The 16,171-nt window shown below is 65.3% G+C and carries 13 protein-coding genes and 1 pseudogene; 11 read left to right on the top strand and 3 right to left on the bottom strand.

Going from position 1 to position 16,171, the window contains the following annotated elements; all coding sequences use genetic code 11:
• The first annotated feature begins 115 nt into the window (after positions 1 to 115).
• Together G6N43_RS13315 and G6N43_RS13320 are read left to right on the top strand one after the other, a co-directional pair.
• Positions 116 to 544, top strand: a complete 429-nt coding sequence (locus G6N43_RS13315; protein WP_083150092.1) for a CBS domain-containing protein — start codon at positions 116 to 118, stop codon at positions 542 to 544.
• Complete coding sequence (locus G6N43_RS13320) at positions 537 to 1,151, top strand: GNAT family N-acetyltransferase (protein ID WP_083150091.1); 615 nt, start codon at positions 537 to 539, stop codon at positions 1,149 to 1,151. Before G6N43_RS13315 ends, G6N43_RS13320 begins: the two co-directional genes overlap by 8 nt.
• On the opposite strand, the gene G6N43_RS13325 is transcribed toward G6N43_RS13320, so the two are convergent.
• Positions 1,148 to 2,599, bottom strand: a complete 1,452-nt coding sequence (locus G6N43_RS13325) for a glycosyltransferase family 2 protein (protein WP_234810028.1) — start codon at positions 2,597 to 2,599, stop codon at positions 1,148 to 1,150. The two genes, G6N43_RS13320 and G6N43_RS13325, sit on opposite strands and share 4 nt — an antisense overlap.
• A 68-nt stretch (positions 2,600 to 2,667) precedes the next feature.
• Here G6N43_RS13325 and G6N43_RS13330 point away from each other — a divergent pair, with 68 nt between their 5' ends.
• Complete coding sequence (locus tag G6N43_RS13330) at positions 2,668 to 4,449, top strand: hypothetical protein (protein ID WP_083150090.1); 1,782 nt, start codon at positions 2,668 to 2,670, stop codon at positions 4,447 to 4,449.
• Positions 4,450 to 4,552: 103 nt separating this feature from the next.
• Here G6N43_RS13330 and G6N43_RS13335 read toward each other — a convergent pair whose 3' ends face one another.
• Positions 4,553 to 5,143 (bottom strand): type II toxin-antitoxin system PemK/MazF family toxin, encoded by a 591-nt coding sequence (locus G6N43_RS13335; protein WP_083150089.1) that lies wholly within the window; start codon positions 5,141 to 5,143, stop codon positions 4,553 to 4,555.
• On the opposite strand from G6N43_RS13335, the pseudogene lepA reads away from it, so the two are divergent.
• The 3 genes and pseudogenes from lepA to G6N43_RS13350 all read left to right on the top strand — a co-directional run bounded on the left by lepA (position 5,144) and on the right by G6N43_RS13350 (position 8,587).
• Positions 5,144 to 7,086 (top strand): annotated as a pseudogene (gene lepA / locus G6N43_RS13340) (translation elongation factor 4). It abuts the gene before it with no gap.
• A gap of 13 nt (positions 7,087 to 7,099) precedes the next feature.
• The gene (locus G6N43_RS13345) at positions 7,100 to 7,813 is read left to right on the top strand and encodes a sensor domain-containing protein (RefSeq protein WP_083150239.1); all 714 of its coding nucleotides are present in this window, start codon (positions 7,100 to 7,102) and stop codon (positions 7,811 to 7,813) included.
• A gap of 63 nt (positions 7,814 to 7,876) precedes the next feature.
• Complete coding sequence (locus G6N43_RS13350) at positions 7,877 to 8,587, top strand: sensor domain-containing protein (protein WP_083150087.1); 711 nt, start codon at positions 7,877 to 7,879, stop codon at positions 8,585 to 8,587.
• A gap of 24 nt (positions 8,588 to 8,611) precedes the next feature.
• On the opposite strand, the gene G6N43_RS13355 is transcribed toward G6N43_RS13350, so the two are convergent.
• Complete coding sequence (locus tag G6N43_RS13355) at positions 8,612 to 9,988, bottom strand: FAD/NAD(P)-binding protein (protein WP_234810027.1); 1,377 nt, start codon at positions 9,986 to 9,988, stop codon at positions 8,612 to 8,614.
• 338 nt (positions 9,989 to 10,326) lie between these two features.
• Between G6N43_RS13355 and G6N43_RS13360 the strand changes: the two genes are divergently transcribed.
• From G6N43_RS13360 to G6N43_RS13380, 5 genes are all read left to right on the top strand, one after another.
• The gene (locus G6N43_RS13360; protein ID WP_133056542.1) at positions 10,327 to 10,524 is read left to right on the top strand and encodes a hypothetical protein; all 198 of its coding nucleotides are present in this window, start codon (positions 10,327 to 10,329) and stop codon (positions 10,522 to 10,524) included.
• Positions 10,521 to 11,831: an NtaA/DmoA family FMN-dependent monooxygenase gene (locus G6N43_RS13365; RefSeq protein WP_083150085.1), complete on the top strand. Its 1,311-nt coding sequence runs from the start codon at positions 10,521 to 10,523 to the stop codon at positions 11,829 to 11,831. Before G6N43_RS13360 ends, G6N43_RS13365 begins: the two co-directional genes overlap by 4 nt.
• A complete protein-coding gene (locus G6N43_RS13370; protein ID WP_110810313.1) occupies positions 11,828 to 13,213 on the top strand; it encodes an LLM class flavin-dependent oxidoreductase in 1,386 nt (461 codons plus the stop codon). The genes G6N43_RS13365 and G6N43_RS13370 overlap by 4 nt, the downstream gene beginning before the upstream one ends.
• A 136-nt stretch (positions 13,214 to 13,349) precedes the next feature.
• On the top strand, positions 13,350 to 14,915 hold the full coding sequence (locus tag G6N43_RS13375) for an APC family permease (RefSeq protein ID WP_083150084.1): 1,566 nt from the start codon (positions 13,350 to 13,352) through the stop codon (positions 14,913 to 14,915).
• The gene (locus G6N43_RS13380) at positions 14,912 to 16,147 is read left to right on the top strand and encodes an acyl-CoA dehydrogenase family protein (RefSeq protein WP_083150083.1); all 1,236 of its coding nucleotides are present in this window, start codon (positions 14,912 to 14,914) and stop codon (positions 16,145 to 16,147) included. The genes G6N43_RS13375 and G6N43_RS13380 overlap by 4 nt, the downstream gene beginning before the upstream one ends.
• Positions 16,148 to 16,171 lie beyond the last annotated feature (24 nt).

Raw genomic sequence — 16,171 nt, forward strand, 5'->3', positions numbered from 1 at the left:
TTCTATTCCTACACAGGGGACTTTCAGCGTTTTTTGGGACACCGATGCCAAAACCTTTCGCGCAGCGCCACGCGGACTTAGCCTGATGTGAGGCAGGTCACGAGCGGAGGCAACGATGCGGATCGCGGACGTATTGCGGAGCAAGGGTGCGTCGGTGGCGACCATCACCCCGGAGACTTCGGTATCCGGGCTGCTCACCGAGCTTTCCGTGCACAACATCGGGGCGATGGTGGTGGTTTCGCCCGACGGTGTGGTCGGCATCGTCTCCGAGCGGGATGTCGTGCGGGCCCTGCAGAAGCGCGGGGCTGAGCTGCTGCGGGCGCCGGTGTCGGAGATCATGACCTCGTTCGTGGCGACGTGCGGTCCGAACGACACCGTCGACAGCCTCAGCGCGCTGATGACGACCAAGCGGGTCCGGCACATCCCCGTCATGGAGAACGGCAGGCTCGCCGGGATCGTGAGCATCGGCGACGTCGTGAAGACGCGGATGGAGGAGCTCGAAGCGCAGCAGGAGCAGCTGCAGGCCTACATCACCCGTGGCTGACATCGCGGTCGAGCCCGCCCAGCGGCACCACGTGGCCGACGTGTCGACGGTGCTGGCCCGCGCGTTCTACGACGATCCGGTGATGTCGTGGATGCTGCCCGACGACCGGACCCGGCTCAAGGCGCTGACGCGAGCCTTCGCCGGTCTTGCCCGCCATCATTTCCTGCCCCGCGCAGGGTCGGAAGTGGCCCGACGCGACGGCACGCTTGGTGGCGCCACGCTGTGGGATCCGCCGGGTCAGCGCAAGGCGGGCTGGTTTGAACAGCTCGCGATGATGCCCGTGATGCTGTGGGCGTTTCGCTCGCGGGCCCAGGCGAGCATGCAGGTGATGGAGCTGATGGAAGAGCACCATCCCGAGGAACCGCATTGGTATCTGATGGTGATCGGCAGCGACCCGTCCGTGCGCGGTGCGGGTTTCGGGCAGGCGCTGATGCGTTCGCGCCTGGACCGCTGCGACGCCGAAGGTGTGCCTGCGTATCTGGAGAACAGCAACCCGCGCAACGAGTCTTACTATCTGCGATTCGGATTCGAGGTGTTGGGGGAGATCGAGTTGCCGGATGGTGGGCCCTCGATGTGGCCGATGTGGCGGGAGCCGCGGTCGGGCTAGCCGTCTGGCGCGCTGTGGGAACCTCGCAGCCCGAACCGGTGTTGACGCCCCCAGCGCTGCCCGCCGCCGAGGAAGGCGATCCACCCCAAAACCGCGCCGCATTGCAGCATCAGGCGGAACGTCACCGGCTCGACGATCGTCATCGCCGCGATGCCGACAAGGCTTCCGCGGTTCGGATCGCCGACCCACCGTCGGTAGCGGCGCATGGCCCATACGCCGAAAACCACGTCGATGGCGAGCTTTCCCGCGACGACGAGAAGTACCGGACCGAGGATGTCGGTTTGCCTTGTCGCCGCGTACCCGATCAGCAGGCCGAGGGCCATGAGCCCGAAGATCGGCGCAAGGGTGTCGACGGCTTTGACGGGGAGCATCACGGTGCCCAACCGACCCATGCGTCGGTCGCCCGTCATCGCGCGATACCACCACTGCGTCTGCAGGAATCCGCCGAACCACCGTCGTCGCTGCCGCAGGAAGGCCGCAGCCGACCCCGGCGCCTCGGTGCGGGCCTGCGCGCCGCCCAGAACCTCGAATTTCCACGGCAGTCCGTGTTCGCCCGCGTACCGACGTAGCCGGTGCACCAGTTCGTAATCCTCGACCATGCAGACGTCGTCGAAGCCGCCGAGGTCGATGACGTGGTCGCGCCGAAAGCCGGCGAACGCACCGGATATCAGTTGCAGGCACTCGATGCGCATGAAGGCATAGCGGCCGAGGAAGTTGCGGACATATTCATAGGTCTGGAAGAACTGCCATATCCGCCCGACGACCGTGGGCCGGCACACCGGTGTGATGATGCCCGTTACGCCGGCCAGGTCCGGGTCGGCCGAGAATGCTTGACGCACAACGCCGATGGCCGGCCTTTCGAGGAGTGTGTCGCCGTCCACGGTGATGATGATGGCGGTATCGGTCGCGGTGAGAGCCGCGTTGAGGGCGTGGGCTTTTCCTCCGCGGGGCAGTCGGAGCCAGACGATCGACGTCGTCCCGCGCGTCACGGTCGCCTTCGCGCCGACATTCGGTTGCAACAGTCCGAACTCAGCGCGGAGTACGTCGGCGGTGTCGTCGGTGGAACCGTCGTCGGCGATGACGATCTCGTTGGGTGGATCGTCCTGGCCGAGTAGCGCCTTCACCGTCGCGGGCAGCACGGCCGCTTCGTTGTGTACGGCAACCAGCACCGACAGGCTGAGACGCACGGCCGTCTCGCGAGGGCTGTCGCGCGCTGAGGTGATATTGCGGATCTGCCAGGCCGTGAAGGCGACCAACAGCGTGTCGTAGGCGAGATAGGCCACCCCGACCGACCACGCGAACAGCCCGCCCCTGCCGAAGGCGTTGAGGAACAGCGCCACCCAAGCCGCAAGCACCGCAAGGTTGATCAGCACGCTGACGGCAGGCGTCGGCGGCGGCGAGAGCCTTGATGAGTAGCGACGCAGTGCGGAGGCGAGCTGTTCAGACAACACGTGAGATTGTATTCATTCAAGATCGGTGGCGGAGGGTTCGGACGAATGACCGTCGAGCAGGTGTCATGACGGTGTGGGCGGTGCTGTCGATCGCCGTGCTGTCGGGCGCCGTCACGACGATCGGGTTCGGTGCGCTGCTGTTTCCGTCCAAAGCATCGGCAGGTGAGCGGCTGCTGGGCGGTGCGCTGTTGACCGTGGGCGCCGTGGTTGTCGGGGTGCGGGTCCTGGGCGCGATTGGGGCGTTGTCGACGACGGTAGTGCTCGGTGCGGGTGTCGTGGTATCCGCGACTGTTGTTGCGGCGGTGTACATCCGGGGGTTGCCGTGGCTGCGGGTGCGGCCGCCGGTGAGCGTCGAAACGGTGCCGGTGCTGCTGGTCGCCGGGGGCGGGCTGGCGATCGCGACGATGGCGGCCTACCTGTTGCCGGTCTGGCAGTTCGATGCCTTGGGCTATCACCTGCCGTACGTGAACTTCACGCTGCAGCACGGCACTTTGGCCGACGTCCCCGTCGATGTTCCCTACGTATCCACCTATCCGCACAACGTCGAAAACGTCTTCGTCGCCTGGCGCGCCCTGCTTCCCGACGACCGGCTGGTCGAACTCGGTCATCTGCCGTTCGGGTTGCTCGGCGGTCTGGCGATTGCGGTGATCGCTCGTGGGCAAGGGGCGCGGCCAGCTACTGCGACGGCGGCCGGTGCGGCGTGGCTGACCCTGCCCGCGGTGTTTCTGCAACTGCCGACGAACTACGTCGACGTCGCGTCGGCGGCGCTGTTGCTCACCGCGATCGCGTTCGTGCTAGGGCCCGTCGACCGCACCAGAATGCTCCTCGCGGCGACCGCGCTCGGTCTGTTCGTGGGTTCGAAACCGAGCACACCCGTGGCGGCCCTCATCGTGTTCGCCGCACTGGTCGTGGTTGCGTGGCGGGCTGCTTCATGGCGCACGCTTGGCGTCGCGGGACTGCTCGTGCTGGTGCTCGGCGGCGAAACCTACGTGACCAACATTGTGCGACAAGGTAATCCGGTGTGGCCGGTGCGGATCGACGTCGGTCCGATTCACCTGCCCGGCCGGTATCCGATGTCGGAACTCCTGGCGTCGGGGGCGGGCGCGCCGCGCGCGAGCGGCAACCTCATCGAACGCGTCGTCACCTCGTGGACGACGATCTGGCCTCCGGTGCCGGCGTTCGACATGCGTGTCGGAGGTCTCGGTCTGCTGTTTCTGGCAGCACTGCCGGTCGCGCTGTTCCGCGCGGCCCGAACCCGCTCGGTACTGGTCGCGCTCGTCTTCTCCTCGACGCTCGCCACGCCCGACCCCGCGGTGGCGCGTTTCGTCCTGCCGTTCGCGGCACTGGTGCTGGCCTTCGCGGCGCCCGCGCTCGACCACCGGCGTATCGGCCGAGCGGCGCGTGTCGCGGTGTTCGGCCTGGTCGCACTCGTCGCCGCGCACAGCCTCTACGTCGCCTATCCCGGGCTGACCGGCGAGGGCCCCCCGCTGCGCGACTACTTCGGCATGACCGACGACGAGCGCCGCCGAGCCGTCGGGGCCGAAGGCCCGCCGACGAAGTTCATCGACGCGGTCGAGCAGGTGGGCCCGGGCGAGATCACGCTGTTCGACCACACGCTCGAGCTGCCGTACTACGCCTGGCCGCCCGATCTGTCCCGCAGCGCCGCACGCATCCCCGACGACGTGACGGCCGAGGCTGCCGACCGTCTCGTACACGACGACAACGTGCGGCTGCTCTTCGTCGGGCGGAACACCGCCGCGGGTGCGGCCGTGCGTCGTGACCTGCCCAGTTTCGTCCGGTTGTTCGACTGCAGGTTCTCGGCGTGTTCGGTCTACCTGCGACGGTGATCATTTCTCCCCGCGAGCAGACGCTAATACCCCCGACACGCCGCGGAAATGGGGGAGTTCACGTTCCCTTACCTACGGTGTGGGCCCAGCTCGCGGGAGGAAGTCAGCTCCAGGAGTACTCGGCGCGCAGCCGCGCGGCGACCACCTCGAACGTCTCGCGCGACAGGATCGCGCCCTCGCGGCGGATGCCCTCCTCGGGCACGTCCAGCACGCGGTCCAGCCGCACCCAGCTGGCCCTGCCTTCGTAGTCCCAGGTCCCGCTGCCGATGCTCACCCAGTTGGGGTCGTCGCGGTGGTGGTCCTGGCTGGACAGCATCAGGCCGAGCAGGGTGGCCCGGTCGCGCCCAACGACCAGCACCGGCCGGTCCTTGCCCTTCGACGGGTCGTCCTCGTAGACCACCCACGTCCACACGATCTCGCCCGGGTCGGCGCGGCCGTCGAGGTCGGGGGCGTAGACCACCTTGCGGGCCCGGTGGGCGGTCGGGACGAAGTTCTGGCTCACCGGACGGCCCGCGGTGATCGCGCGGGGCCCCTCGTCCGAAGCGCCCACGATGGCGTCGATGCCGAGCCTGATGCCCTGCTGGATACCGCGTGTGACGGTCTCGGACTGCAGCTGTTGGCGGATGAACTTCGGCGCCTCGTTGAACACCAGGTTCTCCGCAAACCTCTGGAAGGTCTTCCACGGCGGAGCCATATCCCCGAGCTTAGGCGAAGCCCGGTTGCCGCGATTGTGTCGACGGGGCCCCGGCTAGATACCCTGGTACTGCCCATCACACCGCTCACCAGGAGATTCCCATCAGCAGTTTCGCGGACAAGACCTTCACCGCGCCGGCGCAGATTCGGAACTTCTGCATCATCGCCCATATCGACCACGGTAAGTCGACGCTGGCCGACCGGATGCTGCAACTCACCGGTGTGGTCGCCGAACGGGATATGCGCGCCCAGTACCTGGACCGGATGGACATCGAGCGTGAGCGCGGTATCACCATCAAGGCGCAGAACGTCCGGCTGCCCTGGAAGGTGAACGGTGTCGATTATGTTCTCCACCTGATCGACACCCCCGGCCACGTCGACTTCACCTACGAGGTGTCCCGGGCGCTGGAGGCCTGCGAGGGTGCGGTGCTGCTGGTGGACGCCGCGCAGGGCATCGAGGCGCAGACGCTGGCCAACCTGTACCTGGCGCTGGACCGGGACCTGCACATCATCCCGGTGCTCAACAAGATCGACCTGCCCGCCGCCGACCCGGACCGCTACGCCGGCGAGATCGCCCACATCATCGGCTGTGAGCCCTCCGACGTGCTGCGGGTATCGGGGAAGACCGGTGAAGGGGTCGCTGACCTGCTCGATCACGTCGTCCGTGAGGTGCCCCCGCCCACCGGCGATGCCGACGCCCCAGCGCGGGCGATGATCTTCGACTCGGTGTACGACACCTATCGCGGTGTGGTGACCTACGTGCGCGTGGTCGACGGCAAGATCATCCCGCGCGAACGCATCAAGATGATGTCCACCGGGGCCACCCACGAGCTGCTGGAAGTGGGCATCGTCTCCCCGGAGCCCAAGGCGTCCGACGGCCTCGGCGTGGGGGAGGTCGGCTACCTGATCACCGGCGTGAAGGACGTGCGCCAGTCCAAGGTGGGTGACACCGTCACGAGCGCGCGCAACGGTGCGACCGAACCGCTGACCGGGTATCGGGAACCGCGGCCGATGGTCTACTCCGGGCTGTATCCGGTGGACGGTTCGGACTACCCGGACCTGCGTGACGCGCTGGAGAAGCTACAGCTCAACGACGCCGCCCTGACGTACGAGCCGGAGACGTCGGTAGCCCTCGGTTTCGGGTTCCGCAGCGGCTTTCTCGGCCTGCTGCACATGGAGATCACCCGCGAGCGCCTCGAGCGCGAGTTTGGTCTCGATTTGATATCGACGTCACCCAACGTCGTGTATCGCGTTGTGCAGGAGGACGGCACGGAAATCGTCGTCACCAACCCGTCGGACTGGCCCGAGGGCAAGGTACGCACCGTGTACGAGCCCATCGTCAAGACGACCATCATCGCGCCGAGCGAGTTCATCGGCACGATCATGGAGCTGTGCCAGTCGCGGCGGGGCGAGCTCGGCGGCATGGACTACCTTTCGCCGGAGCGGGTCGAGCTGCGGTACACAATGCCGTTGGGGGAGATCATCTTTGACTTCTTCGACGCGCTGAAGTCGCGCACCCGCGGCTACGCGAGCCTCGACTACGAGGAGGCAGGCGAACAGGAAGCGGCTCTGGTGAAGGTCGACATTCTGTTGCAGGGCGAGGCCGTCGACGCGTTCAGCGCCATCGTGCACAAGGATTCCGCCTACGCGTACGGCAACAAGATGACGACCAAACTCAAGGAGCTGATTCCGCGTCAGCAGTTCGAAGTTCCGGTCCAGGCGGCGATCGGCTCGAAGATCATTGCTCGCGAAAACATCCGCGCGATCCGCAAAGACGTGCTATCGAAGTGCTACGGCGGTGACATCACGCGCAAGCGCAAGCTGCTCGAGAAACAAAAAGAGGGCAAGAAGCGAATGAAGACCATAGGTCGGGTCGAGGTGCCTCAGGAGGCCTTCGTCGCGGCGCTGTCCACCGATGCCCCGGCGGACAAGACGAAGAAGTAGGTACTTGAAAATGATGCGCTCAACGGCTCGCACAGTGGGTGCGTTGAGCGCGTGCGTCGTCCTTGCGGCGTGCGGCGCACCGACTCAGGATGCGCGGCCGACGGTGCGCATCGCCGAAGCCGTCCAACCGTCGCCGGCCAGGGCGCTGGACGAGATCCTGCCCACGCACGACGAACTGGCCGTCCTCGGCCCCAACGGCATGATGAGTCAACGCGTCCAGGGCGGCCCCGACGTGCTGCTGGCTAGCGTGGGAGAAGCGGACGCGACCCCCGCCGAGTGCGTCAGCCCCGCCTACCGGCTGCAGCGAGTGGTCTACCAGGCAGGTCCGGTGCAGCGGGTGGCGAGTCAGTCGTGGGCGGGCGGAACGTTCGACAAACCACCGGTGTCCGGGTTCTTCGGCGTCGTGCAGTTCGCCTCCGAGGCTGATGCGCAGGCGTTCTTCGCCACCGCGGCCGAAAGGTGGCACCGCTGCAACGGACAGACGCTGGTGTTGGACCAAGCCGGACATGGTGCGCAGGAAACCAGCAGGGTCACCGACGTGTCCGTCGATGGCCGGATGGTGTCGGCGATGGTCATGCACGACGCGGGTTCGATGACCCAGCGGGCGCTCGGGGTGGCCGCGGATTGTGTTGTGGACGTGGAGGTTACCGACGCCAACGGTCTCAGCGGCCCGGACGGGGCTGCGAGCGTGGCGAGCCTGATGCTGGAGAAGGTCGGCGCCGCGTAACGCCTTGGCCCCCGAATTGTCGGGTGGCGCACGCATCGGCCGGAAGTCGGTCACAATAACGCGGTGACCAATATCGGTACAGCCACCCGGGTATCCGCCGGATTCGCCGTGATCGCGGCATCCGTCCTGCTCACCGGCTGTGTGACCACCGTCTCGGGCACGGCGACGCGGGCCCAGAACCCGGGCGCCGACGTGGCTCCGCTGGACGAGTCGAAGCTCGAGGACGTGGTGCTGACGATCGGTGAGGTCAACACCATCATGGGTGCGAGGACCATGGAGGTCACCAGCGAACTGGAAGACATGACCGACCATTCGGACCAGGTCTCGGAGCCGGAGTGCCTCGGCGCGGTCTACGGAGCCGAGGAACCCGTGTACGCCGGCAGCGGCTGGAAGGCGGTGCTGGACCAGATCGCGCGCGAAGAAGGCGATGACAACGACCACTGGGTGGAACAGACCCTCGTGTTGTACCCATCGGCCGACAAGGCGCTGAACTTCTTCGACAAGTCCAAGGCGATATGGGAGTCGTGCGCCAACTACACGGTTTCGGTGGACGACGGCGGCAACACCTACGACTGGGAACTCGGTGAGGTCACCGCAAAGGACAATCTGATCACCCAGCTCACGATCCAATCCGACGCGGACGGGTGGGGATGCCAGCACGCCCTCTCGCCGGTCTCCAACATCACCGTCGAGGTGTGGGCGTGCAGCTACGACATCGGCGACGAAGCGGCGACCATCGTGAACGACGTGGTCGCCAACGTCACCAAAAAGTAGCTCTGACCGGAGCGAACCAACCAGTCAGATCATGTATTCCAGCTGAAGCTGGCCTTCCGGCTCCTCGGTGTGCGTGCTGCCGAGCAACGTCTCTGCGACGTGTCTGGCCTGCACGCGCAACTCCGGAACCGCGATGGTCTCCCAATACGTGCCCCGAAGCATCGGGCCCAAGGCGAGCAGCCAGGGCGATCTCTCGCCGGTCGCGGTCAACACGGTGTGATCGGAGTCCACGTGGATTCCCATGTCGGTGGAATCCGGGGCGATCGCACCTCGCCGAAGCAGGTTCTGCAGCAATACCGATTGGGTCGCAGTGAATTTCGTGGATGGACCCGTCGCATTGAGTACCAGGTCGCCCTCAAGCGATGCACCGCCGGCGAGGTCGACGACGATCCTGTCGGCGGATGCCCGCAACTTCTCGATGGTGTCCGCATGAACGCGCAGTTGCCCGGTGAGTTGTGCGCTGGTGATCTGTGAGTAGATGTCCGGAGCGATCCGATGGCGGAACACATTCCACCGCGCCGCGTGCTTCTTCGCAAAGGTCAGACGTTCGTCGTGGCTGAAACCGCTCCAGATGCGTTGGGTGTGGGGCCGCAACTTGTCGACGATGATCGCGGGATTGGCGTTGCGCGCGTGCAGGATTGCGCAGTGCTCCTCGATGAGCGCCAGCAGCTTGTCGAGTCCCAGCGTCGCGACGTCGACCCCTGGCGGCGGAAAATCCGGATACCTGATGCCGCGGAAATGCGAATGCGGGAACCATCCGTGACGCGACACCGCGTGGATGGTGCCGAGCCATCCCTTGGCGCGAAGGGTGAGGATCGCATCGACCGCGGTGAGGCCGGTCCCCAGGATGACGATGCTGCCGTGGTATGGCGGGAGACGTTCCTCCCACGACTGCCACGGATTACCGACCCAGGCCGGATGTTCGGAAAGACTCTCGGTTCCGGGCAGCGCCGCGGGTGGCTCATTGCCGGTGGCCAGCACGACGCGATCGGCACTCAGCGTCGATCCGTCGGCGAGGCGCACGAGACAACCGGATTCGCTTGGTTCCACGTCGACCGCCGAGCCGATGACGAACTCGGCCGATGCGGGTGCCATCTCACCGGGGCTTTGCAAATGATGTTGGACGATGGACCGCACGTAGTCGCCGTAGATCTGGCGCGGCACGAAGCGCTCGCGGAGGTCGATCTCGGAGGCCGACTCGAATTCAGATCGCGTCCGCAGCCATTGAAGGAAATGATCGGGCTCGTGGGGGAACGCCGACATGTTCCGCGCCGCGACGTTGAGCAGGTATTCCGGACGCCGGAGACGGTACGCGACCCCGCGTCCCACCGAGGGTTCGTCGCTGATGACGGTGATGTGCAGCGGATGGTCGGTCAGTCGTGCGAGGTTCACTGCGCTCATGGACCCGCTGAAACCTCCGCCGATGACGGCGATCCGACGAGGTACTGACGATCGATCCACGAGTCCCCATTCGGCGCGGTGCGGTGTTACGCCGAGGGGTTCAACCAGCGGCAGCGCCAGTATCCCAGTGTAGTCCGCTGCGGCAAGGTCCGGCTGCCGCCGGATGGGCTGGGATCACCTGACCTGTTTAGAATCTGCGCGGTTTTAACGGACTACCGCGATTTCACGCGGTTGCGACCAATCTGATTCAAAGGGAACACGATCGCCGTCCTGCGGTCTCGCCTACCACGCGCCGCGGTGCGACTTCCATGATGAGCGTTCGCGCCTAGCCTGCAGGCGTGAGCGAGTACGTGGAGTTGACCTCTCCCGAAGGCGGGGTCGTTCCTTGGTTGCAGCCTGTCGGCAGTTGGCCGTGGGTGGTGCTGCTTCTCGGGGTCGTCATCATCGCTCTCGGCGGTCTGGTGTTCTCTCATGAAGCGGACGGCGATCCCGCAGGCACATTGCAGCCGTCAGTGACGCAACAGGCGGTGCCGTGACGCGGCAACTGCACCTGCTGGCGTTCGGAAACACGCGCTCGGCTGGCCCGTGGCGTCATCCTGACATCGACAACAGCACCGCAGGGGTTCGTCGCGGACTGATCAGCCGTGCACAGGCGGCCGAGGCCGGTGCGTTTGACGCGGTGTTCTTCGCCGATGGCCTCAATTTCGGCCCGTCTGCGACGTGGCCGTACAAAACGCCGGAAGACTTCGAGCCCCTGACCACGACGGCGGCGCTCTCCTCAGTCACCGAGCGCATCGGTCTGGTTGTCACCGGTTCGGCGACGTTGCAGCAGCCTTATCACCTCGCGCGCCAACTCCTCTCACTCGACCACCTCAGCGGTGGCCGTGCAGGGTGGAATCTGGTGACGAGTTTCGCGCGCGCCGCGGCCGACAACTTCAGCGCCGCCGGTGTAGTGGACCACGATGAGCGGTACGCGATAGCGGAAGAGGCCATCGACGTCGTCAAGAAGCTATGGGACTCCTGGGACGACGACACGATCATCGAGGACCGGGTCAACGGAATCTTCCACGACATAACCAAGATTCATGTGCCCAACCATCACGGCCGCTACTTCGACGTCACCGGACCGCTCGGGGCTTCGCGGTCGGCGCAGGGGCAACCAGTGATCTTTCAGGCCGGATCGTCGGCTACCGGCAGGGCTTTCGCCGCCCGCCATGCCGAGGTGATCTTCACTGGACAAGGCAATCGTGAACGCGCTCAACAGTTCTACCGCCAGATCCACGACGAGGCCGAACGGCTTGGACGAGTGGCGCCTCTCATCACGCCATCGCTGCGCTTCATCGTCGGTTCGACGGAGGAGGAAGCGCACCGGAACGAGCGCACCGCATATGAATGCTTCAGCCCGGAGTACCAAGCCGGCTGGCTGCTCGAAGTCGACGTTGATGTCACCGGCGCGGATCTGGACGGCCCGGTACCGGACTCCGCGTTCCCGGAGACCACGCAGACGCATCAAACCGCGCTTGCCGGCTACCGGGCCCTGGCTAAGGAGGGCAATCCGACTGTGCGCGAATTCCTGTACCGCACCGTGAATGGTTGGGGTGCAAGCGTCGTCGGGACGCCCGAACACCTCGCGGATGTCATCGAAGACTGGTTCGATGGTCGGGCGGCGGACGGTTTCGTGCTGCAGGATTCGGGGTTGCCCGGGCAGTTCGACGATTTCGTGGAGCAGGTGGTGCCATTGCTGCGCAAGCGCGGTCTGTTCCGGCATGAGTACACGGGTAGGACGCTGCGGGACCACTTAGGGCTCGCCGCACCGGTCAATCGATACCGCGTTTCGGCATGACCGTGAACCCATTCGTGCTGTGCGCATTCACCATGTCGACCGTTTCGCACGGGAACTTCGGCCTGTGGCGCCATCCGCACGACCGCACTTCCGAATACACCGATCTGAAGTACTGGGTCGACCTGGCCAAGCTGCTCGACGCAGGCGGCTTCGACGCACTGTTCATCGCGGACGCCGTGGGCCAGCTCGACGTGTTCGGCGGTGACGCGACTGCTGCGCTGACCCGTGGCGTGCAGACGCCGGTCACCGATCCGCTGCTCGCCGTCTCGGCGATGGCGGCGGCGACCGACCACCTCGGGTTCGGAGTCACCGTATCGACCACTTACGAGAGTCCTTACCTGCTTGCGCGAAAGTTCAGCACGCTCGACCATCTGACCGGCGGCCGCATCGGGTGGAACATCGTGACATCGCTGCTCGACAGTGCGGCGCGCAACATCATCGGACGCGACAGGCAGATTCCGCACGACGAGCGTTACGCCATCGCGCAGGAGTTCGTCGAGGTCACCTACAAGCTGTGGGAAGGTTCGTGGGAAACCGATGCCGTCGTCCGGGACCGCGCAGCCGGCGTCTATACCGACGCCGCCAAGGTCCATGCAATCGGCCACGAGGGACACTACTTCTCCGTTCCGGGTGCGCATCTCGTTGAGCCGTCACCTCAGCGCACCCCGGTGTTGTTCCAGGCCGGAACGTCGGACGCAGGCCGCGAGTTCGCCGCTCGCAATGCCGAACTTGTCTTCCTCAGTGACCCGCGACCGGATGTGCTGCGGGCGAACATCGATGACGTCCGACGTCGTGCTGCCGCACACGGACGACGCCCAGAGTCCGTCAAATTCATCACTTCGATCGAGATCGTCACCGACAGCACCGATTCGGCTGCTCAGGCCAAGGCCGATGACCTCGCGAAGTATCACGACCTCGAGGGCGGCTTGGTACTTCTCTCGGCCCTGAGCGGAGTCGACTGGTCGCAGTACGGGGTGGACCGGCCCATCGAACAGTTCGACACCGATGCGAGCAGATCGATCCTCGCGGCCGTCGATGATGCCGACGCGCGGCACCGAATCACACTGCGTGACTACGTCGGTGGGCTGGGTGGTTTCGGTGGCCAGCTGTTCGTCGGATCGCCTGTCACCGTGGCGGACGAGCTGGAGGCATACGCGGAACGCACAGGAGTGGACGGGTTCAACATCGCCTACCACGTGACCCCGGGCAGCTTCGCCGACGTGGCGGATTACGTTCTGCCCGAGCTTCGGCGACGCGGCCGCGCGCGAGAGGGTGATACGTCGACCACTCTCCGCCAGCGCCTGTTCGGCGGCGATTCGGCACTGCTGCCCGACGATCACCCCGGCACGCAGTTTCGCCGAAATAGAATCCTGTCGATTTGATAGCTCACGAGATGACCGGTGTTCCGTCATCGTGATTGTTGAGTAACGAACTCATTAATCACCTGTGCGCCAGTTGAATCGGCCGCACGGGTAACTCGGCGCGGCTCGAGAGTTCGAGCCAAGGAGGTGGCCTCTTATGTCTACACCGATTCGTCCGGAGGTTGCGCTCTCGGGTCGCGCACTAGGTTCGGCACAGGAGATCGGTCTGAAGCGCAATGCTGTCGGCTTCTGGGGAGTGTTCGCGCAGGGCCTCGCGGCGGCCGCACCCAGCGTCGCGGTCGCAGTGGTGCCGTTCTCGCTCTTCGTCGCCGCCGGAAAGGGTGCGGCCTGGGCGGTTTTGGTCGGCCTGACCATTGTCGTGCTCATTGCCGCCACGATCAGTTTCCAAGCCAAGCGCACTGTCTCCAGTGGCTCGTTGGGCACATATACCGGAAACGGCCTCGGACCTGGATTCGCTTACGCTGCAGGGTTCAGTTTGTTGATCGGCTACATCGGCTTCGCCACCACAGGAACGCTGGGCGGGGTCCTTTATCTGGATTCTTTCCTCGCCTCGATCGGCCTGGGTTCAGAGGATCATTGGTTCAGGCTGTTGCTCGTGGTCGTCGTCGTGGCCGCAGCGGTGTATCTGCCGTACCGCGGCGTGTCTATTTCGGCGAAGTGCGAACTGATCTTCGAGCTGGTCGCGATCACCTCGATTCTGGTGATCATCGTCGGCGCCTACATCACGTATGGCTTCAGCATCGATTGGGAACAGTGGAACCCGAAGCACCTCACGGTGAGTGCGACATTCATCGCGGCGGTATCGGCTGTGGGTTCGTACGCGGGGTTTGAGAGCGTCGCATCGCTCGGTGCAGAGGCCAAGGACGCACACCGCAACATCGCTCGATCGCTGTTGCGGGTGGTCCTGTTGTTGGGAGTCCTCTACATCGTCGCCACGTATCCACAGATCCTCTTCTTCGACGACATCGACGGCGACAAGGCGGTGCTGCCGCAGCTTGCGGACGTGGTCGGCGTGCCGTGGGTGAACCAAGTCCTCAGTGCCGCTGTCGCGGTGGCATTCATCGTGTTCGTCACCGCGGTAACCACCGCCGGCGCACGGTCGCTGTTCACCCTTGCGCACGAGGGAGCACTGCCGCGTGCGTTGACCAAGGTCCATCCAAAGTATGAAACCCCCTGGGTCGGTGTGGTTTTCATCGGGCTGCTGGCACTTGTCTTCTCGGTGGTGGCGACCTTCAGCTCGGCCGGGCGGCTGGTGTTCGACGTCTACGGTGGATACGTCGCCACCTGGGGCTTCCTCATCAGCTATCTGCTGGTGGTGATCGCAACGCCGATATGGCTGTACCGGATCAAGGCGCTGACACCTGCGCGGCTGTTGGTGTCGGTCGGGGCGACCGTCGGCCTCGGATACGTCATCTTCAGCAACTTCTACCCGGTGCCCGAATTCCCGTTCAACATCCTGCCGTTCATCTTCGGCGCAATCCTGCTCGCAGGGCTCGCGTGGTACTGGATCCTGAAGCGCACCCGGCCTGAGGTCGCCAATCGAATCGGCACCATCCAGACACTGTCGGAAGCCGAGCAGCAGCGTCTCGCCGAGGTGGGCATCGTCGAGGTGCTGCAACATCAGCGTGATGACGCGAGCGCGGCCAGTGCCGATGACGACGACCCGGAGCCGCGACGGGAAAAGGAGCCGGTCGCCCCATGACCGCTGTCGTGTCGCATGACCAGTCGTCCGACCTCGCCGCGGATTGGCTGACGAGCGCCGCCGTGGTGGCGGCGAAGCTCAAGGCCACCGCGCCGGAGCGCGACCGCGCAGGCGATACGCCCGTCGATGAGATCGGATGGCTCAGAGACGCCGATCTGCTGGGCATCTTCATCCCGGCGGAGCTCGGTGGCGGCGGCGCTTCCTGGACAGCGGTGTCAGCGGTGGTCCGCGAGATCGCCAGTGCGGACCCATCCATTGCACACGTGCTGCTGTATCACTACTTCGGCAGCCTCGCCGGTACCCGCGGCGAGAACGGATTTGTCGGCACGGAGCGGGCGCGCCGCATCGCAGAACACAAGTTGTTCCACGGCACCATTGCCCAAGCCGCGTATCCACCACTGATATCGGCAACGCAGACCGGCGACGGATTCCGACTCAACGGCACCAAACCGTTCACCAGTGGCGCGGCACTCGGGGATGTCCTGTTGGCCTGGGTCGTCTTCGACGAGGGCACCCGGCTTGCCGGTGCAGACGTCTCGGGCCAGATCGCGACAGTCCACATCGAGGGCGGGGCCCGCGGACTCTCATTCGGCGAGGACTGGGACAACGTCGGCCAGCGCCTCACTGTCAGCGGAAGCGCCACCCTGACCGACGTCGCAGTCGGCACGACGGACGTGATCGGCTACGGCTACGGTGCCCAGAAGTCCACGCCGGCGGCCAGTCTGGATGTGCTGTACATGTACTCGGGGTTCGCTTCGATTCTCACCGGCATCGCCATCGGTGCACTCGACGAAGCCGCCGACTACACCCGCAGCAAGGGGCGCCCATGGGTGGAATCGCAATATCAAAGCGCGGTGGAAGATCCACTCGTCCTCGAACGGTTCGGACAGCTGTGGGTGCAGGTCCAGTCGGCGACGTCGCTCACGGATCGGGCGACACAGGCAGTCGAGGCCGCACGCCAACGCGGTGATCAATTGTCGTGGAGCGAACGAGCGGAGGCGGTATCGGCTGTCAACGCCGCGCGTGTGCACGCTAGCGACGTCGCACTCACTGTCTCCAGTCGGCTCTTCGAAGTCACGGGCGCCCGGTCGACGGCCGCAAGACACGGGCTCGACAGATTCTGGCGTAACGCCAGAACGCTGAGCCTGCACGACCCGTTGCACTACAAACACGTACAACTCGGCGACCACCTGCTCAACGGGAGCCCACCGTCCCCTGGCTTCTACTCGTGACGATATCGATTGCGCCCCACTGGA

Source organism: Mycolicibacterium moriokaense, from assembly GCF_010726085.1.
Classification (GTDB): Bacteria; Actinomycetota; Actinomycetes; order Mycobacteriales; family Mycobacteriaceae; genus Mycobacterium; species Mycobacterium moriokaense.

What these genes read in the sequence shown, in the direction of transcription:
- G6N43_RS13315 (WP_083150092.1), top strand. Translation starts at nt 116, where the DNA reads ATGCGGATCGCGGACGTATTGCGGAGCAAGGGTGCGTCGGTGGCGACC.
- G6N43_RS13330 (WP_083150090.1), top strand. Translation starts at nt 2,668, where the DNA reads ATGACGGTGTGGGCGGTGCTGTCGATCGCCGTGCTGTCGGGCGCCGTC.
- G6N43_RS13335 (WP_083150089.1), bottom strand. Translation starts at nt 5,143, where the DNA reads ATGGCTCCGCCGTGGAAGACCTTCCAGAGGTTTGCGGAGAACCTGGTG.
- G6N43_RS13345 (WP_083150239.1), top strand. Translation starts at nt 7,100, where the DNA reads ATGCGCTCAACGGCTCGCACAGTGGGTGCGTTGAGCGCGTGCGTCGTC.
- G6N43_RS13355 (WP_234810027.1), bottom strand. Translation starts at nt 9,988, where the DNA reads ATGAGCGCAGTGAACCTCGCACGACTGACCGACCATCCGCTGCACATC.
- G6N43_RS13370 (WP_110810313.1), top strand. Translation starts at nt 11,828, where the DNA reads ATGACCGTGAACCCATTCGTGCTGTGCGCATTCACCATGTCGACCGTT.
- G6N43_RS13375 (WP_083150084.1), top strand. Translation starts at nt 13,350, where the DNA reads ATGTCTACACCGATTCGTCCGGAGGTTGCGCTCTCGGGTCGCGCACTA.
- G6N43_RS13380 (WP_083150083.1), top strand. Translation starts at nt 14,912, where the DNA reads ATGACCGCTGTCGTGTCGCATGACCAGTCGTCCGACCTCGCCGCGGAT.